At 38.7% G+C, this 21,715-nt stretch carries 15 protein-coding genes; 10 read left to right on the forward strand and 5 right to left on the reverse strand.

What is annotated here, in order from left to right; translation table 11 throughout:
• The first annotated feature begins 139 nt into the window (after nucleotides 1-139).
• The 5 genes from H6607_01610 to H6607_01630 are packed head-to-tail and all read left to right on the forward strand — an operon-like array spanning nucleotide 140 to nucleotide 6,754.
• Nucleotides 140-2,422, forward strand: coding sequence for an Rv1355c family protein (locus tag H6607_01610; protein ID MCB9261057.1), 2,283 nt, complete (start codon nucleotides 140-142; stop codon nucleotides 2,420-2,422).
• On the forward strand, nucleotides 2,419-3,162 hold the full coding sequence (locus H6607_01615; protein MCB9261058.1) for a hypothetical protein: 744 nt from the start codon (nucleotides 2,419-2,421) through the stop codon (nucleotides 3,160-3,162). Before H6607_01610 ends, H6607_01615 begins: the two co-directional genes overlap by 4 nt.
• Nucleotides 3,152-5,290 carry a GHKL domain-containing protein gene (locus H6607_01620; GenBank protein MCB9261059.1) on the forward strand — a complete coding sequence of 713 codons (2,139 nt, stop codon included), beginning with the start codon at nucleotides 3,152-3,154 and terminating at the stop codon, nucleotides 5,288-5,290. The genes H6607_01615 and H6607_01620 overlap by 11 nt, the downstream gene beginning before the upstream one ends.
• Nucleotides 5,283-6,398 carry a hybrid sensor histidine kinase/response regulator gene (locus H6607_01625; GenBank protein ID MCB9261060.1) on the forward strand — a complete coding sequence of 372 codons (1,116 nt, stop codon included), beginning with the start codon at nucleotides 5,283-5,285 and terminating at the stop codon, nucleotides 6,396-6,398. The genes H6607_01620 and H6607_01625 overlap by 8 nt, the downstream gene beginning before the upstream one ends.
• Entirely contained in the window at nucleotides 6,395-6,754 is a 360-nt protein-coding gene (locus H6607_01630) for a response regulator (protein ID MCB9261061.1), read from the forward strand. Before H6607_01625 ends, H6607_01630 begins: the two co-directional genes overlap by 4 nt.
• On the opposite strand, the gene H6607_01635 is transcribed toward H6607_01630, so the two are convergent.
• From H6607_01635 to rho, 5 genes are all read right to left on the reverse strand, one after another.
• Entirely contained in the window at nucleotides 6,746-7,831 is a 1,086-nt protein-coding gene (locus H6607_01635) for a flippase-like domain-containing protein (protein ID MCB9261062.1), read from the reverse strand. The two genes, H6607_01630 and H6607_01635, sit on opposite strands and share 9 nt — an antisense overlap.
• Nucleotides 7,832-7,847: 16 nt before the next feature.
• Nucleotides 7,848-9,293, reverse strand: a complete 1,446-nt coding sequence (locus tag H6607_01640; protein ID MCB9261063.1) for an isocitrate dehydrogenase — start codon at nucleotides 9,291-9,293, stop codon at nucleotides 7,848-7,850.
• A 103-nt stretch (nucleotides 9,294-9,396) separates the two neighbouring features.
• Nucleotides 9,397-11,520 carry a peptidyl-prolyl cis-trans isomerase gene (locus H6607_01645; GenBank protein ID MCB9261064.1) on the reverse strand — a complete coding sequence of 708 codons (2,124 nt, stop codon included), beginning with the start codon at nucleotides 11,518-11,520 and terminating at the stop codon, nucleotides 9,397-9,399.
• Between the two features lie 45 nt (nucleotides 11,521-11,565).
• Nucleotides 11,566-13,182 carry an exo-alpha-sialidase gene (locus tag H6607_01650; GenBank protein ID MCB9261065.1) on the reverse strand — a complete coding sequence of 539 codons (1,617 nt, stop codon included), beginning with the start codon at nucleotides 13,180-13,182 and terminating at the stop codon, nucleotides 11,566-11,568.
• 20 nt (nucleotides 13,183-13,202) lie between these two features.
• Nucleotides 13,203-14,981 (reverse strand): transcription termination factor Rho, encoded by a 1,779-nt coding sequence (gene rho, locus H6607_01655; protein ID MCB9261066.1) that lies wholly within the window; start codon nucleotides 14,979-14,981, stop codon nucleotides 13,203-13,205.
• A 194-nt stretch (nucleotides 14,982-15,175) separates the two neighbouring features.
• Here rho and H6607_01660 point away from each other — a divergent pair, with 194 nt between their 5' ends.
• The 5 genes from H6607_01660 (at nucleotide 15,176) to H6607_01680 (ending at nucleotide 21,715) form a co-directional block, all read left to right on the forward strand.
• Nucleotides 15,176-16,453 (forward strand): tyrosine--tRNA ligase, encoded by a 1,278-nt coding sequence (locus H6607_01660; GenBank protein ID MCB9261067.1) that lies wholly within the window; start codon nucleotides 15,176-15,178, stop codon nucleotides 16,451-16,453.
• Between the two features lie 225 nt (nucleotides 16,454-16,678).
• Nucleotides 16,679-17,524: a flavin reductase family protein gene (locus H6607_01665; protein MCB9261068.1), complete on the forward strand. Its 846-nt coding sequence runs from the start codon at nucleotides 16,679-16,681 to the stop codon at nucleotides 17,522-17,524.
• A 1-nt stretch (nucleotide 17,525) separates the two neighbouring features.
• The gene (locus H6607_01670; GenBank protein ID MCB9261069.1) at nucleotides 17,526-18,077 is read left to right on the forward strand and encodes a hypothetical protein; all 552 of its coding nucleotides are present in this window, start codon (nucleotides 17,526-17,528) and stop codon (nucleotides 18,075-18,077) included.
• Nucleotides 18,074-18,661 carry an NAD(P)H-dependent oxidoreductase gene (locus tag H6607_01675; GenBank protein ID MCB9261070.1) on the forward strand — a complete coding sequence of 196 codons (588 nt, stop codon included), beginning with the start codon at nucleotides 18,074-18,076 and terminating at the stop codon, nucleotides 18,659-18,661. The genes H6607_01670 and H6607_01675 overlap by 4 nt, the downstream gene beginning before the upstream one ends.
• A gap of 129 nt (nucleotides 18,662-18,790) precedes the next feature.
• A complete protein-coding gene (locus H6607_01680) occupies nucleotides 18,791-21,715 on the forward strand; it encodes a T9SS type A sorting domain-containing protein (protein MCB9261071.1) in 2,925 nt (974 codons plus the stop codon).

A 21,715-nucleotide genomic window follows, 5' to 3' on the forward strand; every position in this document is an offset into this window, starting at 1 on the left:
AAAAAACCTTTTTTACCAAAAAAAACTGAACGTTTGAACCAAAAGAAGCAATAGAAATACGAATTATGTTAACGATTTTGATTCTAAATTGAATGAAAGACCTTTTATTTTTGTCATTAATTGCTTAAAACCGTGTATATTGCGGAAAATATTACCTATATTGAATGATAGTTATCGAGCAGTAATTTTTCAGTCTAAAGATTATTGCAACCGAGAAGAAATTTTGCTACTAGAAGTAAAAAGGCTGGGGGGGAGGGATGGAATCGTGATAAAAGACACGATAGAGGGGCAATTGAAAGAGTTGGTAAAATGCCATTATCCACGGATAAAATTTAAGGAAAATCCAGACTTGTTAGATAAAAAGGTCTCGGAATTTTTACATGGTAGGAGTGCAGCCGAAATTGGCAACTGGATTTATTATCCATGGTTGAATACTCTTGTTCATTTGTTAGGTAAAGATGATTTTTATACCGTCAGAACAAACAGAAATCAGTACAAAATAACATCGGAACAACAAAAAGAGCTGGGAAAAAAAAAGGTCGGGGTTATTGGTTTGTCAGTAGGCAATGCAGTAGCAATTACAATGGCCATGGAGCGGATATTTGGCGAAATTCGTTTGGCAGACTACGACGAAATAGAGGTAAGCAATTTAAACAGAATTAGATGCGGTGTTCAAAATCTGGGAATAAATAAGGCCATTGCCACAGCTCGCGAAATTGCAGAAATAGACCCCTACCTCAACGTTAAAGTATATGAAGGCGGAATTACCCATGAAAATATCGATCAATTTTTTATAGAAGGAGGCAAACTCGACCTATTGGTGGAGGAATGTGATGGCTTGGACATCAAAATAATTGCAAGAAATAGAGCAAAGGAGTTAGGCATTCCGGTGGTAATGGAAACCAACGATAGGGCAATGCTTGATATAGAACGATTTGATTTAGAGCCAGACAGACCTATTTTGCATGGTTTGGTAAAAAACCTCGACGTTGACCTATTAAAAACATTAAAAACCAACGAAGAAAAAGTGCCATATATGCTCGACATGATTGGTATTGAGGATACTTCTGTGTTATTGCGTGCCTCTATGTTAGAGATTGAGCAAACTATAACTACCTGGCCACAATTAGGCAGTTCAGTTGTGTTTGGAGGTGGGTTGGTAACCAGCGTTGCCCGACGAATTTTGTTAGGAAGTGAAGTGCTTTCAGGAAGATATTATAACGATTTTGAGGAGGTTGGGGAGAGGATAAAAGATAATACCAACCTATATTCCGATGCTGAAAATATTCCAGAATTGACGGTTGAGAAAATGATAGAAATTGCTGGAATGCACCTACCGGAAGTGCCATCCTCCATTGCCATGAATTCAGTAAAACAATTGGTAGAGGCAGCACATAAAGCACCATCCGGGGGGAATATGCAGCCATGGAAATGGCTGTGGGAAAAGGGCAGGCTCTTTATGTTTGTTGATTTTTCTTTGTCTAACTCGTTTCTTGATTTCGATCATTTAGGCACCATGGTGGGGTTTGGAGCCGCCACCCAAAATATTTTGGAAGAATCGGCCAAGAGGGGAATAAAGGCTGAGTTTAAGTTTAAATATAACAATAGAAATTTGGTTGGATTTTTTGATTTTACGGAAAATGAAAAAATAAGGGACTCAGAATGTTTAGCAGAATTCATTGACCAACGGGGCTGCAACAGAACACTGGGAAAGATGCTACCTATACCAGAGGAAACCTATTTAAAACTTGAGAAAATTTGCACTACGATAGAAGGAGCAAGATTGAGTTGGGTGGAAGGGAGTGAAATAATAGAATTAGGTAAAGTTTTGAGTGCAATTGAGCGAATTAGACTGTTAACTCAACGTGGGCATTCAGATTTTGTTAAAGAAATTCGTTGGACCACCAAAGAAGCTGAAGAAACGAAAGATGGTATAGACCTTAGAACAATAGATATTACTGAAACAGAAAGAGCAGGTCTGGTTGTCTCTCGTGACAGTAAGGTTGCTGAATATCTTCGAAAAAATAAACTTGGTACTGGAATGGAAACTCTTATGACCAAAGCTATCAAAGAAGCCGACCGTATCGGTTTCATAACCATGCCTTATGGTGGACATAAAGGATATTTTGAAGGAGGAAGAGCACTTGAACGAGTTTGGCTCAAAGCTACCCAACTGAATTTAGGGTTTCATCCTATTAGCCCTTCAACATTTATATTTAGTCGATATGTTTCGAGCAACAATGACCCTGAACTACAGGAGTTTTCGGAAGAACTGAAACACCTGCGAGAGCAATTCAAACGATTGCTTAATATAGAGGGGGGAGTAGGTGAAATTTTCCTTTTTAGGTTGTTCAAAGGGAATGACATTAGGGTTCGTTCTTTAAGGAGAAATATTAATCAGCACTTTTTTGTAAAAAATTGAAAACTGAACCTAACATAGACATTTTGACATTAAATGAGGTTGAGATTTCATTTGAGATTGTCTGTTTTCGGGCAATTGATTTTCCGAATTTTTGTGCTGAATATATTGAGGGACATCTAAATGTTTTAAGAGACTACGGTGTTACCTCGGTGGCCTCCAGCAATCCAACTTGGATGTTTAATCCAAATGTTTATTGTGTGGTTGCCCTACGTGAAAAGGAAATGCTGGCCGGTATTCGAATCCATAAAGCTGATGGAAAAACTGAATTGCCGATGGAGGCAGGTGTTTCTAAACTTGATGAAAAGGTTAGCCTGGAAATTACCAAGAACCTGAAAGTTGGAGCCGGAGAACAATGCGGACTTTGGAATTCAAAAAAAATCAAAGGTTTTGGTATAAGTTGGGTGCTCGTAAATAGTTCCATTGCAATTTTGTCACAACTTAAAATAAAAAGATTATATGGTTTGGCATCTGACTATAGTATGTTTTTGTTCGAACCGGCTGGTTTTCGAATTCAAAGGCAATTTGGCAATCATGGAGATTTTGAATATCCAACAAAAGACTATATAGCAAGAGTTGTATTAATTGAAGATTGTACAAAACTTACCACTTCTGCAAAAGAAGAAATGAACTTTATTAAAGAACTAAGGAAAAATAAAAATTTGGCAAAACGACTTAAAATAAACGACTTAGAGCTGAAACTGACATTTCGTACGGATTTAAACATTACAGATGAACATTAGGATATTTACCCTTTTTCTTTTCTGGTGTTCCTCACTAAAACTACTCGGTTCCGAGTTGATTGTTGGAACGCAGAGTCCTGAAAAAATTGTCTGTAACCAATTTTTATATTTTATCGACTCCACAAATGAAATGAGTCTTGAAAATCTCAAGAATTTATCAGAATCAAAATTTAGTAGGTTTGACAATTCCGTATTTAATTTTGGATTTATCAGAAAAACCATCTGGCTCAAAACTAACATTAGAAACAAAACCGATTTTGATAGACTTATGATTGAAATTGGTCAGCCGAATGCTGATTTTATAGAGTTTTATGTTGATGAACATGTCGAAACGTTTTCAGATATGAAACCTTTTTCAGTGAGAAAATTTCAAGATGCAAAGGCACTTTTTGAGTTCAGAATATTGCCATCAGAATCAAAAGAAATCTATTTTAAGATTAGAAGCAGCGATGAATTAATAATACCAATCTATGTCAATACTCCACCGAAAATTCTGCAAAAGAGGCAAAAGGCTGAAACTTTTTTTGGAGTTTTTTTCGGAATTATGTTAGTAATGATTTTTTATAATCTTTTCATTTATTTCTCACTTAGAACTCAAGATTATTTGTTATACGTAATAAATATATTATTCCTTATGCTCGGGCAAGGTTCTTTGCTCGGTTATTTGGGAAAATATCTGTGGCCTAATTCCGGTGTACTTTCAAATATTTCTGGTATTATTTTTCCTTTATTATCAATCATTTTTGGTATGTGGTTCGTATTCAAATTTCTGAATTTAAAATACTACCTCAAGTGGTCAATATATATATTTTGGGTCGTAATAGTCTTGAGCAGCTGTGGCATTTTGCTCGCTATTATGGGAGAAATAACCCTTTCATCAATTATTGTTAGAATTATAGGTTTGGCGGCTTCATTATTGGTTATTTACATGTCATTCATACTCCTTAGATGGGAGCAAAAAGAAGCAAAATTTCTTCTTGTGGCTTGGTCGGTGTTTTTAATTGGTGTAATACTATATGTTCTAAAAGATGCAAATGTATTACCGTATCATTTTATAACTATCTATGCAATGCCCATTGGTGCTGCTTTAGAAACCTTGCTTTTAGCGTTCGCCTTAGCTAATAGCATTAATATCTTAAAAGTAGAACGGGAAGAATCTCAAAGAGCCATGCTCAATGAAATGAAAAAAAATCATGAACTCATAAACAATCAATCCGCAGTATTAGAATCAAAAGTTACTGAACGAACCGAGGAACTTCAAATAATTAACGAGGACTTAAAATTAACATTAGATAACCTAAAATCAACGCAGGGTCAATTGGTAGAGGCTGAGAAGATGGCTTCTTTAGGGCATTTGACTGCCGGAATTGCCCATGAAATTAATAATCCAATCAATTTTGTTTCATCCAACGTAAAACCGATTAGGCAAGATTTGGCCGATGTGCTTTCAATACTGGATAAATACAATAAGTTAGCTTCAGAGAAGGGTGATAGCGAATTGATGGCCATCATTGAAGAACAGAAAAAGATGGACATTGACTATTCTATCAATGAAATGAACGAGCTTTTAGATGGCATTGAAGAAGGAGCCAAAAGAACTGCCGAAATTGTAACGGGACTCAAGAATTTCTCCCGAACAGATGAAGATGAGTTTCAACAGGCCGATGTAAACAACGGCCTAAAATCGACCGTAGCCATTTTAAAAAGTGAGTTAAATGGAATTTCAGTTCACCTCGAACTGGGTTCAATACCGCATATCGACTGTTTTTTGGGAAAATTAAATCAAGTATTTATGAACCTGATAGACAACGCCATAGATGCCATTCGGGAAAAACATTCCAAAAGCATGGAAGGCATTCTTACCATACGAAGTGAACAGAAAGATGATTGGGTTGTGATAAAAATTAGCGACAATGGAAGTGGGATGCCGGAGGAAGTAAAGAATAGTATTTTTGATCCGTTTTTTACCACCAAAGAGGTAGGAAAAGGAACAGGATTAGGATTGTCAATAAGTTATGGTATCATTGAAAAGCATCATGGTCATATATTTGTTGAATCAGAAAAGGGAAAGGGTACTACATTTGTGATAGAATTGCCCATAAAGGTGGAAAAGGAAAAAGTTGAATAACAATAAAGAGTACATACTTTATGTTGATGACGAAGACCCCAATATTGTGGCCTTTCGAGCCATATTTCGCCGAGATTTTAATGTAATAACCGCCACTTCGGCACAAGAAGGAAAGGAAAAACTGGATGAGTTTCCTCAAATAAAGGTTATTGTCAGCGACTATTTAATGCGAGGAATAACTGGTGTTGAGTTCTTTCAAAGCATTTTAGAAACCCACAGCGACAAAATTAGGATAATGCTGACGGGTTTTGCCGACCAAACTGTTTTGCAGGATGCCATAAATAAAGCCGGAGTATATCGATTTTTGAGTAAACCGTGGAATGAGCATGACCTTCGTAGAACGATATATTCAGCCATCGAAATTTATGATGCACGAAAACAAATTTCGATTTATCAAAAAGAATTAGAAGAAGCCTTTGAAGACCTTAATTCGTATGTGCACAAGTCTTCAAACGAAATGAGAAGCACACTTGTTTCCATGCACGGTATTGTTAGAATTGCCAAGATGGAAAGCAAATCAGAAACAGATACCGACTATTGGTCAATAATTGAAAAAGGTATTTTGCAAATAGATTTGCAGCTTCGCAATATTATAGAGCATTATCAAAACAATGAGCCAGTTCAAGCATTTGGCCTAATAGATTTTGATAAAATAATACAGGCCACACTCGAAGCATTATCTGTGTTTCAGGATTTTGGAAAAATTAAAATCAATATCAAAAACCACAACAATACCGATTTTTACAACGACAAGTTTAGAATGCAACTTGCGTTTAGCAATATGCTGATGCACATTGTAGAACAAATAAACCCGCAAAAAGGCCTTCTGAATTTGGATATCGAAATAATTGACGACATTGACCGAGTAAAAATTATTTTTACCGATGACGGTATGGGTGTTGAAAACGGCCAGCTATCGGGGTTGTTTGATTTAATAATGACCAAAGGCACGAGCCAAGATATTAGCCTTTATTTGGTAAAACAAACAGTTGAAAATATGGAGGGAACGGTTACTGTTGTTTCTTTACTCGGAGAGGGGTCTAGTTTTGAGTTGAGAATACCCAATCAACTGGATGCTTTTGAGGCACAAGCCAAGCCTAAGCGATGAACATTTTTCTGATTGACGATAGTGAAATTGATTCGTTTATTTCGTGTAAACTAATGGAAGCCGCCGGAATAGACACTCCTGTGCAAATATTTAGCAATCCGGTAGATGCATTAGAGCAAATAAAAAACGAACAAGATATTGATGTCCTTCTGGTCGATAATCAGATGCCTGTAATGAGTGGACTTGAATTTTTTGGTAAATATATCGAGAAAGCTACAGCCAAAATGCCAGTGCTGGTGCTGCTAACGGCTACATATAATCGGGAATTGGCAGCAATGGCAAAAGGCATCCACCCAAATATTCATCTGCTGGAGAAGCCGCTGAATGCGGATAAATTAAAACTGATTTTACCCTGATTTTTTCTTTGGAAGAGAAATTTTAAGCCCCACTCTTTTTAACCAAATAGGCAAAATTATAAACCCTAAAATCAGGTATAGATAGTACGTAAGCATTCTCCAAATCAAAATTAAAGGACCAACAGATTCAAACGGTGCATACGACCCAATAAACTTTTTAAATAATATCTCTGCAAATCCACTGGCACCAATGGTAAAGATGGAAGTCATTTGCAATATCCACATAATCAGTTGTTTGCCATATATTTCCCAATGGGTAACGAGCGTATGATTTTGAACCATTTCAATTAAACAATTGATAATTAAAAAGCGACTCGACCAGATGATAAAGGTTACGGCAATAGATTTTAACCAAAAAGTAGAAGATTCCTTTTTGAGCAAATAGGAGGATTGAATTAAATCATCGGCCAACAAAAGACCTTTTTTTCTGAATCTTTTTAAGACCGGAAGTGACACAAAAAAACGAATAATTATCTTGCTTACATTGGGTTTTACTAAAAGCGAAAATGCCAAAAAGGCGGTCCATATAAATAGAAAAATATAACTTCCCCAGAAATAAAGGGGTAAAGCTTGGTTCGAAATCCAGTCAATATTCAAATCGGGAAAAACGGTGGTATTTCTAAACCAAAAAATGCCAATCGGCACCATAATAAGATAATACAACTCATCGAGCAAGGAGGTAACTAAAACAATGGAGGTGCTTTTGCCCACCGATAGTTTTTCTTTGGCCATGATAAGCAATGCGGCAGCAGTTCCACCAACTGCTCCGGGTGAAACGGCAGAGGCAAATTCCCAAAGTATTACTATTTGAAAACATTGTTTCCAAGTAAGTTGTCGGTGGCTCAAAATTCTTAGCCGAATCATATAGCCAAAATCTCTTAACACCAACAGTACAGCGGCAAAGAAAAGCCATATACCAGCTGATGCTTGCCACGAAATGGAGTTGAGGTTGGATTTGGAGAAACCATTTTCTCCGTTCCAAAAAATGAGATAGAAAGAAACGATACCACCAATGAGCAACGGAATAATAATCCGTCGAAGCCTGAAATATTGCAATATGTCAGACCCTTTGCTCATGTGCAATTTCTTTTCATCAGCCAATCTGTCCTTGTCCTAAGGAATAAGCCCGTTTGTTATTGATTAAATACAAAAACTCCGTACTCGATACATCAAGTGCCTGATTCAAATGGCTGACAAAATTCCAATAGGCGGTTTTGTTAACATTTTTGCCCATTATTCTTGCTCCATAACCGGTGCTACACTCGGTAAATAAGGAGCCACCTGGCCACACCACGGTTCCTCTGTTGGTTATAGATATTAATTGCAAATAATCTGGCAACAAGGCTTTTATCGCAACTGCCAAGTCTTCGGCATGTTTTTCACTTTGAAAAAAGATGTCAATTCCTTCTATTTCGCTGGTAAATGGTTCGCCAACCATTACTTTTTGCTTTTGAGGTCGATGTGGTTTGTGATATTCTGCAAAGTCGTCCGTTTCTCGCATCACTTTGTTTGATGGTTGTTTTCCAAGATTATTGATTATTGCATTTGCAAATTCGGTGGTGCTGAGTGCTGCAGAATTGCGGTTGCCAAAATCTCCGGTGTGCTGCCCCTGCTCAATGGTATAAAAAAGAGCGGCCTCAATATTGGCAGCCTCTTTTAGTAAGCCAACATGCCGAAGCATCATTATTCCACTTAACAACAAAGAGGTTGGGTTAGCAATATTTTTACCGGCAATATCGGGGGCAGTGCCATGCACCGCTTCAAAAATAGATATGCACTCGCCCACATTAGTGGATGGGGCAAAGCCCAAACCGCCAACCAATCCGGCACACAAATCGCTCACTATATCGCCCTGCAAATTGGTAAGAACAACAACTTCAAAATCTTGAGGTCGTTGCACAAGTTTCATGCACAAGGCATCAACAATGATATCTGATACCTCTATTTCCGGATAGTTTTTTGCTATTTCATAAAATACTTCCAAAAAAAGGCCATCTGTCAGTTTCATAATGTTGGCTTTATGCCCGCAGGCAACTTTTTTGAAACCCTCTTTTCGAGCCATTTCAAAGGCAAACTTTACTACTTGCTGACACCCTTGACGGGTAATAAATCGACGGCTCAATGCTACATCGTTGCTTTCCATGTGTTCTATGCCGCCATAAGTATCTTCAATGTTTTCTCGAATTACCGTTATGTCGATAGGAATTCCGGCTTTTGAATAAACGGTTTCTACACCTGGAATGGTTACAAAGTGCCTTCTATTGGCATACGTACTCCAAATTTTTCGGGCTGTAACGTTTATGCTTTTTACCCCTTGGCCTTTTGGGGTTTCCATTGGGCCTTTAAAGAGTATTCCGTTGGTTTCAATACTTTCCATTGCCTCTGGGGTCATGCCAGTGCTAAACCCCTTGTCATAGTAGGATTTTCCCATACCAACGAAATCGTAGTTGAGCGAAACTCCGGCGGCATCAAAAATGGATATAACAGCATCCATGATTTCAGGGCCGATACCATCTCCTTTAGCAATTGAAACTGTAATTTTTTCTGACATCAAAAATCTTGAATTTGCTGGGCAAAGGTAAGATTTTTGGGGAAGTAGCTATGAAACAACTTGATGATTAATAAAGATATAAATTGGGGTATTAATACCCCAATTTATATCTTTTATCGATAATGTTGCCATTTTCCATGAGGGCATTTACAACATTATCTCTCAAACCTCCTGATACTTGTTGATTGATTTTTTCTTTTGTAAGTTTTGCATCATAATCCATCGGGTCGCCCACATTTACATCACCTACACCCCAAACAACATATACTCCACCCGTTCCTTCAATAGGCTCGGTAATAGCACCTGCTTTTAATCCTAAAGCAGCACCAACAAGTTTTGGTTCGGCACCAATGTTCATTACCTCATTGCTATTAAATCTCAATGCAGGAACTTGAGTAACGGTTACATTCAACGCTTTTGCTACAGCTTCTGCATCTTTCGATTTTGCCAAAGCCTCATCAATTTGTTTTGCAATCATTTCGGCTTTTTTATGTTTTATATAGTCTGCCGTAACAACTTCTCTGATGTCATCAACTTTTGGAGTTCCTTCTTCTCTGATAACGGAACAAATGGCCACAATATATTTATTATTATTTCGGATTACATTCGAAACGCTGCCCACTTTTGTATCGTCAGAAAACAACCATCTCACAATGTCATCAATTTCTGTCAAACCTGGAATGGCCGGATTTTTGGGCGAAATCTTGTCGCCTTTGTTCCATGACAAATTCATTTTTTGAGCCAAATCTTCAAAACTTTCTTTTGACGAAGAGGCTTTATACTGCAACTCGCTTGCTCTGTTGGAAGTTGATTTGTGAGTTTCGCCACTTGGAGAAATACTTCTTTCATAAGCAGCAAACTGAACTGTTTTTGTTGTTGGGCCGCCGGTTACTTGCACCAAATGCACTCCTTTGTTCGATTTTACAACGAAATATTGACCTACTGATGAGGCGAATACCTTATTCTTGACATCAGATGGAATATTGTCGCTGAATCCATCTTTTTTGAACCAACCTAAATCGCCTTTTGTATTTTTTGTATTGTCCACGTTTCTTGAGGCCAATTCTTCAAACGATTTTTTGCCAGATTTAATGTCGGCCATGGCTTGGGCAGCTTCAGTTTCGCTGTTTTCGCCGAACGGAAACAAAATGTGGCGGGCACGCATAAATGCTACAGAGTCGTTTTTAAATCCGGTAACTTTATACACGCCAAAACTGTTTTCATTTAAAATGGGTCCAATTACTTGACCGGTGTCGGCAGAAAATAAAAGGTCTTCTATATTGGCGGCCAGTCCCGTTTCTCCATGACCCAAATACATACCTGTAAACGGACGGTCAGTGTGGTTTTTCATCACAAGAATACTATCTTCTTTGGTTGATTTTTTCTCGGCAAGTCTTTGGTAAACCTCGCCCACACGTTTTTTTGCTTCCATCGAATCTTTGGCCGATGGAGCCACGTTAAATACAACAAATTTTATATCTCTCGATTCTTCTTGCTCATATTTTTTGGCGTTTTTAGAGATATATGACTTCAAATCACTATCATCAAACTCAATGGCTGAATCAGAAATGGAAGTGTATGGCAAACCAACCACTTGGGCACCCACATTTCTTGCTTCTTTGTTGAAGTCGTATTTGGCATCAATTTTATTTGAATAAACACTGGCCGCAACCAACTCTTCGTAGCGTTGACCTTGTCGCATATCTTTTAACGGATTTTCAATGATTTCAAGAAATTTACGTCTTGCAGTATCATTGTCCCGCAGTGTTGTTTCAAGATAATTTTTAAATTGAGCTATATCAAACTGCTCACTTCCACCCATTCTGTTTTTTACAAATGGATCTGTATGAATCAAGTAGGCATCTTTCAACTCTTCGCCAGAAGTTACCAAGCCTAATTTGGCATGTTCGGTTTCAATTATTTTTTTCTGAATCAGAGTTTTCCATGCCTCATCTCGAAGGGTTTTGTCGTCATAATTTCCACCATAAAGTTCTTTCAGGTTGTTGAATTCGGCATCAATATCTTGTGTGGATATTTTATCTCCAGCAATTTCGCCAACAATATTGCTGGTGCTGCCAAATAAGTTGAACCTTTTGTCAATTGCATCTGAAAGTAAAAATGCCAACATCGCCAATCCAATCACAATAAGCAAACAACCTGAATGCTTTTGGATTTTCATTATTACTCCTGTTTCTTCGTTTTTATTAACTGCCATTTTTTAAAAAATAGTCCGCAAAATACGGTGTTTTAACATTAAAAATCAATTCCTTCTTATTGTGCTTATTAATACGGGATTTTCACCCGTTTCTTCTCGCCAAATTTCTACTTCAATTCGTTGTTTTTTTCCAAAAATTAAGAGGGTTTCGCTGTGTGCTTCAAGCTCGGGTTTGTGGTTTATATATAAATCCTCCGTTTTCTTTAGTTTCTTTTTGCCAAAAATATTTTTGCTGTAAAGTTTATAGTTTATGTGTGTTTTGCCTGTGGAACCAACGCAGATAATAAATTGTTTTTTTTCGAGAGAGGATGAAATTTGAGTTTGTTTGGGCTGCACAATGGCCGGCAGAGTTGTTAAATCATTCTCAAACAAAACCTGGCTGCAAACCACTGGCTTGCCTGACAAATTGTTTGTCCAAATGGCGGCAATTTGGCCGTTATGAAAATCAATATCAATGTAGTCGCCGCTAAACGATTGTTGGCCTGAGCTTGGCCCCAAAAGTGTATTTAGTTTATGCTCGGAAAAACTTATTCCACCATCTGTGCTATAGCTTAGAGTGGCATCATTAAAAAAATTGTTTTCGCTGTTCCTGCGGTCAAGATATACCATAGCAATGTGTCCAGAAGTGGCATCAACAGCTATGTTGGGCAAATATTGGCTTTTACCATTGCCAACGGCATCAAGATTTAATCTTTCTGACTCAACCCATGTTTTACCGCCATCATCACTATATGAAAAAAAGATGTCGGCATCCCCCAAATAGTCATCTCCCCACACTAAATATAACCTCCCGCTGTTTGGTCCGTTGGAGTTGTCGATGGCTAAAAACGGCATTCCATTGCTTCTAAAGGTATGTGGGATATCAATAACCCAGCCACTGTGTTGGTTGAAAATTATTTTGTCTTTACCCCACGTTTTTCCGCCATCAGCACTTTTGTCGAAATAAATTTTGTTGTGACCCGCCCAAACACAGTAAATAGTTCCATTTTTATCCACCGCAGTTGTTGCACCTTCGAGGGTATGGTCGTCATCGAGGGCATCGCCCACAGAGTCGCTGATGGTAATGGCATCGCTCCAGTTTTGACCTTTATCTGAGGATTTTGAAAACCGGATACGGCTATGGTATTTGTCTTTTTTGCTGTTTATATAGTCAAACTCTGTCCAAGTAAGGTAAACATCACCTTTGTATTTGTCGGAATAATCATCGGTGCTAAGCCACGGTTTGTCCTGCACTTTTGGCTCATTTAGTCCTGCAAAACCACCATCGTTAAACAAATATCCACCATCTATGGCCGTTTGAACAACCATACGGTCAATCCATCCGTAGTTTTTGTCTTTACCCGCTGTTTGTGATAGGTGGGCAAAATAAATGTTCCCGTCAATGTCGCTGTGCAATACTGGGTCGCCATAAACGCCATAGGGACTTTTTAAGAAATAATTGGAAAATGTTTTTCCCGAATCAGTTGAGAAAAAATGATAATTGATGTTGGCACCTGCAATTATTCTTGCCGGATTTTTTTTGTTGATGCAAATGCTTGGCTCGTTTGGATATGAGCCTCTCGAAGATTTGTTCATCACCACTTCGGCATTCTGAGCATAAATATGCACCGAGCCTGAAATGGCAAAACATGCCAACACCAAACCAAATAGTCTTTTTTTCACTGATAAACGGTGTTGCTGTTTTATGAATTCATAGAAATCAAAAACTCGTTATTGTCTCTTGTACCTTGCATTTGCTTCAACATCATGGTCATGGCCTCTTCGCTGTTCATATCGGCAAGGTAGTTACGCAATACCCACATGCGTTGATTTACCGATTTTTCTAATAGTAAATCTTCGCGGCGGGTGCTACTGCTAATAATGTCTATAGCAGGGAAAATTCGTTTGTTCGAAAGTTTTCTATCAAGTTGAAGTTCCATATTGCCCGTACCTTTAAATTCTTCAAAGATAACCTCGTCCATTTTCGAACCTGTATCTATCAAAGCAGTGGCAATGATAGTAAGCGAGCCACCGTTTTCAATATTTCGGGCGGCTCCAAAAAAGCGTTTTGGCTTGTGCAATGCGTTTGCATCAACCCCTCCCGAAAGTATTTTTCCGGAGGCGGGTTGCACCGTGTTGTATGCACGTGCCAAACGGGTTATAGAGTCGAGCAGGATAACCACGTCATGGCCACATTCGGTCAATCTTTTAGCTTTTGACAGAACAATATTTGCCAGTTTTACGTGCTTTTCGGCAGGTTCGTCAAATGTGCTGGCCACCACTTCGGCTCGCACACTTCTGGCCATATCTGTAACCTCTTCCGGACGTTCGTCAATCAATAAAATAATCATATACACCTCCGGATGATTGGCCGAAATGGCGTTGGCCACATCTTTCAATAAATTGGTTTTTCCGGTTTTTGGCTGGGCTACAATCAAGCCTCGTTGGCCTTTGCCAATGGGTGTCACTAAATCAATAATTCGTGTAGAATAATTGTTGGCCTTATATTCTAAATTAAATTTTTCTTCTGGAAATAGTGGAGTTAGGTGTTCAAACGATACTCTGTCTCGCACCAATTCGGGAGACATGCCATTTACAAGCTCTACTTTAATAAGGGCAAAATATTTTTCTCCTTCTTTTGGTGGGCGAATCGTACCCTGCACTACATCGCCAGTTTTTAAACCATACGATTTTACTTGCCCAGGAGAAACATAGACATCGTCTGGAGAAGGTTGATAGTTATAATCGGCACTTCTCAAAAAACCATATCCATCTTGAATAATTTCTAAAACCCCCTGGGTGCTAACCACGCCTTCAAGTTCAAGGTAGTTCAGCAAATTGTCACGCATTTCCTTGCGTTTTTGCCTTTCCTGATCTCTTTTTTGCTGCTCTGGATTTCGTTGTTGATGTTGGTTTTTGTTATCAAAGGCTTTCGCCGAATCGTCATTATTCATGGCCGACAAAATCTCACTATCGTCACTATCATCGGCCTCAATAGGTTGAGGTTCGGGTTTTTTAAATTCAGGTTTTGGACTTTCGTTGGTTTTTGGTTGTTCATTGGTTTTTGGTTGTTCATTGGTTTTTGGTTGTTCGTTTTGGTTGTTTGGTTTGTTCGGCTTTCTATTTCTTTTATTTTTAGAATTTCCGGCATCCTGTTTCGGAGTGTTATTTTGACTTTGATTTTGTGGACTTGGTGTTTCTATTTTTTCCACTACGGGTGCAGGTTGTTTTTCTTCTACTTTAACCGCTTCAATCTTATTATTCTCATTTTTATTAGGAGCTTTTCGTTTTGGTTTAGGTCTGGCTTTAGCCTTTTTTTCTTCGTCCTCATCGGGGTTGGCGGGTGTGGTAATGGCTTGTTCTTCCAAAATTTTATAAACCAAGTCCTGCTTTTTCAGTCCTTTTGAGTTGATTTTAAGTTTGTCAGCAATTTCTTTTAGCTCAGAAACGAGCATGTCGTTAAGTGAAATTATATCGTACATCGATTACGGATTTTTTTAAATTTTTTAAATTAACCTTGTAGTTTACACAAATTTATCACGAATGAATATCGGGAAAATTAGGAAACCGAATAGAAACATCGGCTTTCAGCTGCAATGATACTACTTTTTTTAAAAAACCAAAATTTTGAGAGAAAACTTGTCGGAGGCTTATTTTTGCCGCCAAAACAAATAAAATGGCATTTGCACCTAATTTTGATTTAATAGAAGAGCTGAAATGGCGAGGTTTATACCATCAAAGCATTCCGGGAGTTGAGGAGTTGCTCACATCTGAGCAAGTGACGGGTTATGTAGGTTTTGACCCAACAGCCGATTCGTTGCACATCGGCAATATGGTGCCCATTGTGTTGTTGGTGCATTTGCAACGGGCAGGCCACAAACCAATTGCTTTGGTGGGTGGTGCTACAGGAATGGTGGGCGACCCATCGGGCAAAAAGGCAGAAAGAACCTTGCTCGATTTGGATATGTTGAACCACAATTTGAGTTGCCAAAAAAACCAATTGGAGAAGTTTTTGAATTTTGATGGGGATAATGCCGCGGAAATGGCCAATAATTATGATTGGTTTAAAAACATTCATTTTTTAGAATTTATCCGCGATGTTGGAAAGCACATAACCGTAAATTATATGTTGGCTAAAGATTCGGTAAAAAACCGGATTGACGATGGCATATCGTTTACCGAATTTAGCTACCAACTTGTGCAAGGCTATGATTTTTACCATTTGTGGAGCCAAAAAAACTGCAAACTACAAATGGGTGGTAGCGACCAATGGGGTAATATTGTTACCGGTACCGAACTTATACGCCGAAAAGCTGGGGGCGAGGCTTATGCCATTACAGCACCGCTTTTGACAAAGCCCGACGGCAGTAAATTTGGTAAAAGCGAGGGCGGTAATGTGTGGTTAGACATTAATAAAACAAGTGCCTATCAATTTTATCAGTTTTGGAAAAATACGGGTGATGAAGAGGCTGAGCGATTAATCAAAATTTTCACCTTGTTAGATAGAGCAACCATTGAAGAACTTATTGCAAACCATAAAGGAAATGAGCATTTGCGGGGGTTGCAAACCCGTTTGGCTCAAGAAGTAACCCGATGGGTGCATGGCGAGGATGAGTTGCAAAAAGCCGAACATTTATCGGGCATTTTGTTTTCCGACAACGTGATGGAAAATTTGAAACAGCTTTCAGAAAATGATTTTTTAGATGTTTTTAGTGGGGCAAAACAAGGTTCTATTGTCAACATTGAAGGCAAAAATATTGTAGATGTGATGGCAGAATGTGGCATGACTGCCTCAAAAGGAGAGGCCAAACGTGCAGTAAATGAAAACTCCGTTTCTGTAAATACCGAAAAGGTAAAAGAAGACTTTATGTTTGGTTCATCACATTTGATAGGACAAAAATTTGTTTTGTTACAACGCGGTAAGAAAAATTATTTTTTGTTGAAAGTGGGATAAATGCGGTTATCGTATGGTGCGACCCTGAAGGGGTCGAATAAAAGGGGTTGTACAAAACAATATATAAAATAAGACCTGTCTATAGTCGCTACAATTTCGATTAATTTATGTAATCCTTTAGCCTGAAAAATATAGTAGGGATAGGTCTATATAATTTCACGCTATACCCACATAACAAAACTTCATTTTTATGCTAAATAGGTGCAAACTATATTTGCCGACCTTATGCGAAGCATCAATCCAAAAGATTTAGAAATTCCACAACTACATCAATTTTTGTTGGGCTCTGTTGGACCACGACCCATTTGTTTTGCCAGTACGATAGATAAAGAAGGCAATAAAAACTTGGCTCCATTTAGCTTTTTTAACGTGTTTAGTGCCAACCCGCCCATTTTGGTTTTTTCTCCGGCACGAAGCGGCAGAACAGGGGTGTCTAAAGATACTTTTCTGAATTGTAAAGAAGTGCCGGAAGTGGTTATTAACATTGTAAACTATGCCATGGTAGAGCAAGTTAGTTTAGCGAGCTCTCCTTATCCAAAGGGGGTTGATGAGTTTGTGAAAGCAGGTTTTACGGCCGTTGATAGTGATATGGTAAAACCGGCACGTGTGGCAGAATCACCAATTCAGCTGGAGTGTAAGGTAAATGAAATTGTTGAGTTGGGTCAGGGCGGTGGAGCCGGAAATTTGGTAATATGCGAGGTTCTTAAATTGCATATAAGGGAGGAGCTGATTGACGAAAAGGGACACATTATTCCTCAAAAATTGGATTTGGTTGCTCGCATGGGAGGCAACTATTATTGCAGAGCCAACGGCGATGCGTTGTTCGAAATTCCCAAACCACTTACCACCATTGGGGTTGGGGTTGACGTGTTGCCCGACAAAATAAAAAAATCGGAATTTTTGAGTGGGAATGATTTAGGCAAAATTGGCCAAATGGAAAAATTAGCAACACCTGATGAGTTGGCTGAAACACCAATAATGAAAAAGACTGAGGCATTGGCTCAAGCCAAAAAACTATTGCATGAAAATAAAACAGAAGAAGCATATAAGTTGTTGTTAAAAAATCTGTAAGATGAGCGGAAAAACATGGTTTAAATTTGTGGCAAACGCCTTAAATCTTATAAAAATGAGTGCGTTGTCATTTCCGGTTTGCTGGGCACTGGTTTCTTTGAGAGACACCCCTTTGCGATACGGTGCAGACTCATCCTTTTTTGTATTGGATTATAAGTGGGCTTTGGTTATTGCCATTGGCATTGGCTTGGTGTTGGCCGCTTGGCACGGATTGGCTTTTGAGGAGGCAACCATTTTTGATGCAAAACAATATCTTAAACGCAAACAAAAATATACGGTGATAGGAACCGAAAATTGGAATCAAGAAAAATTTAGTTCCAAAGTAGGCGAATTGGGCAATCAAAAATATTGGAAACTCATTTCTAAAACCGACGCACATTATCGGTTTGAAACCAAACGCAATCATGGGTTAAAGGATATTGTGCAGGTTTGGAACACGGCCAGCGGTGTGGTGGTGGAAAGCAAACCCAAAAACTGGTTTCATTTTGTTGATATGGCCAGAAATCTTAAAAATGTTGAATACGTTAGCAAATATTTGAGAAGCAACGCATGAAAGTAGCTATTTTATCAGGAACAAGCCGAAAAAACAACAACACCCTTCGTGTGGCAAAAGCCATAAAAAATCTTCATGAACTACAAAATGATGAAGTTGAAATTGTGGATTTTCAACAGTATGATTTGCCTTTTTCAGGCGGCGAAATAGATGAAACCAATCCAACGAATTTTCAAAAACATCTTTTAAATACATGGCAAAAAGCACATTTGGTGTACGTTCTGAGTCCGGAATATAACTGGATGATGACACCCGAATTGAGCAACTTGGTCAATCATTACAGCGGCAACCATCATGCACCGCTATACAGCAACAAAGTGTTTGCCATGGTTGGAGTGAGCAGCGGCATTGGTGGTAGGATACCAACCATGCAACTATGCTCTGTTTTTGAGAAAATCATTTTTCATTTAGGCCAATTTTCAGTTATTTCACCCAACAAATTTGAGTCGCATTACACACAAAAAGAATTGGATGAAAACGGTAATTACATTGCCGAAACAGGCTATCAAAACAGATTGGAAAAGTTTGTCGGATATGCGTCATCATTAACACAAAGATTCGTTTCAATAGAAGAGGTGCAATAACAAACCGACTACTTTTTTGCATTTTCACAACAAATTGGCAATTCTATTACAAAAAAGAATATCAAGGTTTTCAAATAATCTTTAGATTGCGGGCTTAATTTTTATTTAACGCGAATTCTATTTAAAAAAATGAATAAACGATACATCACATTTTGGTTGGCTTTCATCTTTATTTCATCAGTTTCATTTGCTCAGCAAACATTGTTTGAAAGAAGTTATGGCGGAAGCAGCACAGAGAACAGTTATGGCATAGAGCCTACATTAGACGGAGGCTTTATTACCGTGGGTTATACTACCAGCTATGGTTCAGGAAAAAAAGATGCCTACTTAGTAAAAACCAATGGAATTGGTCAAATAGTTTGGTCAAAATCGTATGGCTCCACAGGAGATGAGGTTGGTTGGGCAGTTGCCCCCACCAGCGATTCAGGTTTTGTTGTGGCCGGAACCACCAATTCATACAGAAGTGGCAATGCCGATGCGTTGATTTTTAAAACAGATAAAAATGGTAACGTAGTTTGGACCAGAACCATTGGGGGAGATAGTATTGAAGATGGATACAATGTAATCCGGTCCATTTATAGCAACGGTTTTTACGTTACTGGATATGTAAAAAACGACACCACCGGAACGGATGCTTTTATAGCCAAATTGGGTGCGGGAGGCAATGTGCGATGGTATAGAAAATTTGGTAGCTTAGGAGATGATGAGGCTTATGGAATAGCCGAAGACCTAAAAGGAGACGTGGTAATTTGTGGAATGACACTTTATGACAGCTTGGTGCAGGCCGGGACAACCACCGGAATTGGCACAAGTGATGCTTTTATAGCCAAGTTTGATTCGGTAGGTAGCTACAAATGGATGCGAACTCTTGGAAGCAACTACGATGATGTGGCTTGGGACGTAAAAGTTGATAAAAACAAATACATTCTTACAGGTTGGACAAAGGCCGTAAACGGTGGAGATAATGATATTTTGTTTGTTACCACCGATACTTCAGGGGCAGTTACATCCGCGTCGGCCTATGGCGGCAGCGGTAATGACAGAGGTTTTAATTTAGTAGTAAAAACGGGTGCCACCAATACGTATGCGGTAGTTGGTTATGGCGAGAATAGTGGAAGCCGTGATGTGGTTTTTGCCGAGTTTTTTGCCAACGGAAACGTGGCAAACTTCAATATGTTGGGTGCAAGCGGAACCGATGGTCATTGGCCAACAGATATTGCTTTGACAAGAGATGGAGGTTTTGCTGTATTATCAATGAGTAATTCTTTTGGCAGCTCAGAAGACATGTATTTGATAAAATTGTCTGACAAAGGAGAAGCCCAATGTAACAGTTCTACAGATGTTTTTATGAACATGCCTATAAACCTGCAAAGTGTTTATTTTGGTATCGTTCAAAACTTTACACCTTCTTCTCAAACACCCGGTGTAACACGAACCGATATAAGTAGCAATTCGGTGGACACGACCCATTGTTGCAAACTTTCGGCAGCGTTGACAAAAACTTCGTACGATTTGTGTAAAGGAAGTAGCACTTCTATTGGAAGAAACAGAACAACCGGTGTAAATTACACTTGGTACAATGCCTCAGGCAGTGTGGTTAGTACAGTATCCAATCCTACGGTTAGCCCCACGGCAAGCACTACCTATAAATTGGTGGTTACATCTTCTGACCAGGCTTGTGCCCCAGATTCAACCGTTGTAACCGTAAATGTAAAACAACTATTAACCGAAGATTGGGCAAGAGATACAACTTTTTGTACCGGAGACTCTGTTTTTGTGGCCGGTTCAAACAATCTAATCAGCTACAACTGGGTTGGTAAAACGGTAAATTCAAACAATAAAACCATAAAATTGAAACAATCCGATACCATTTATTTTACTGGTATTGACGTAAATAGCTGCGGATATAAAGACACAATGGTGGTTACGGCATTTGGGCTGCCCGTGTTTGATTTGGGAGCCGATACAACCATCTGCGACAACCAGTTTGCAACTTTTAAAGGACCAGCAAACATGACATCTTATAGCTGGAACAACGGACAAGGTACATCAAGAACCTACATGACAAATGTGGTTAAAACGCATAAACTGGATGTGGTTGACCAAAATGGTTGCAAATATTCCGACACGAAAACATTGTTTACTAAGCCTTCATCTGAGTTTAGTCTCGGGCCGGACACCACTTTCTGTGATGGAGCAGGATTTACCATTGAAGGGCCTGGTGCGTTGAGTGGGTATATTTGGAACGACACTGCCTCCAGCATGCAAAATATTGTGGTTTACAAATCAGGAAGCTATCATTTAACTGCCTACAATAGTTTTGGTTGTCCGTCTTTTGACACGGTGGTTCTAACCACCATCAACAAACCGAGCATTAATTTAGGTGCAGATTTTAATTTGTGTTTTGGCACAACTAAATACTTGGTTGGGCCAAAAAACATGACCGCTTACAAATGGAATGATGGTTCAACCAACGATTCGCTAAAAATTAATACAAGCGGAAATTATTGGTTGAAAATTACCGATGTGAATGGCTGTAATAATGCCGATTCAATAAATGTTGGACTTGTAAATCCGCCAACCATTACGCTTGGTAATGATACAATTGCCACTGCGGGCGATTCGGTCCGACTGTCGCCAGGCAGCGGTTTTGCCTCATATAAGTGGAACACAAATGAAACAACTTCTTTCATCTATGTAAAAACAGATGGGACATACTCAGTAACAGTAACCGATAATAATGGTTGCACGGCATCGGCTAACCGAAAGGTGCAGTTTATCGTTGGTATTGATGACTTAAAATTGTCTGGATTTAAGTATTATCCTGTTCCCGTGAATGATATGTTAACATTGGAGTTTTCTTCTTTAAAAGCCGATGAGTTGTGGGTTGAAATTTTTGATATTACTGGAAGAAAAGTGATGGAGCAATCTTTTGAGACACATGTTGGAAACAACAACCATAGCCTGAACGTTTCAAGATTAAAATCTGGAAATTACATGATGATTTTGCACAATTCAAACGGAGCAACTCCGTTAAAATTGGTGAAAGAATAA

It is taken from the genome of Flavobacteriales bacterium (genome assembly GCA_020635395.1).
GTDB lineage: Bacteria > Bacteroidota > Bacteroidia > NS11-12g > UBA9320 > UBA987.

What these genes read in the sequence shown, in the direction of transcription:
- rho (MCB9261066.1), bottom strand. Translation starts at nt 14,981, where the DNA reads ATGTACGATATAATTTCACTTAACGACATGCTCGTTTCTGAGCTAAAA.
- H6607_01665 (MCB9261068.1), top strand. Translation starts at nt 16,679, where the DNA reads ATGCGAAGCATCAATCCAAAAGATTTAGAAATTCCACAACTACATCAA.
- H6607_01670 (MCB9261069.1), top strand. Translation starts at nt 17,526, where the DNA reads ATGAGCGGAAAAACATGGTTTAAATTTGTGGCAAACGCCTTAAATCTT.
- H6607_01675 (MCB9261070.1), top strand. Translation starts at nt 18,074, where the DNA reads ATGAAAGTAGCTATTTTATCAGGAACAAGCCGAAAAAACAACAACACC.
- H6607_01635 (MCB9261062.1), bottom strand. Translation starts at nt 7,831, where the DNA reads ATGAGCAAAGGGTCTGACATATTGCAATATTTCAGGCTTCGACGGATT.
- H6607_01645 (MCB9261064.1), bottom strand. Translation starts at nt 11,520, where the DNA reads ATGGCAGTTAATAAAAACGAAGAAACAGGAGTAATAATGAAAATCCAA.
- H6607_01620 (MCB9261059.1), top strand. Translation starts at nt 3,152, where the DNA reads ATGAACATTAGGATATTTACCCTTTTTCTTTTCTGGTGTTCCTCACTA.
- H6607_01630 (MCB9261061.1), top strand. Translation starts at nt 6,395, where the DNA reads ATGAACATTTTTCTGATTGACGATAGTGAAATTGATTCGTTTATTTCG.
- H6607_01680 (MCB9261071.1), top strand. Translation starts at nt 18,791, where the DNA reads ATGAATAAACGATACATCACATTTTGGTTGGCTTTCATCTTTATTTCA.
- H6607_01660 (MCB9261067.1), top strand. Translation starts at nt 15,176, where the DNA reads ATGGCATTTGCACCTAATTTTGATTTAATAGAAGAGCTGAAATGGCGA.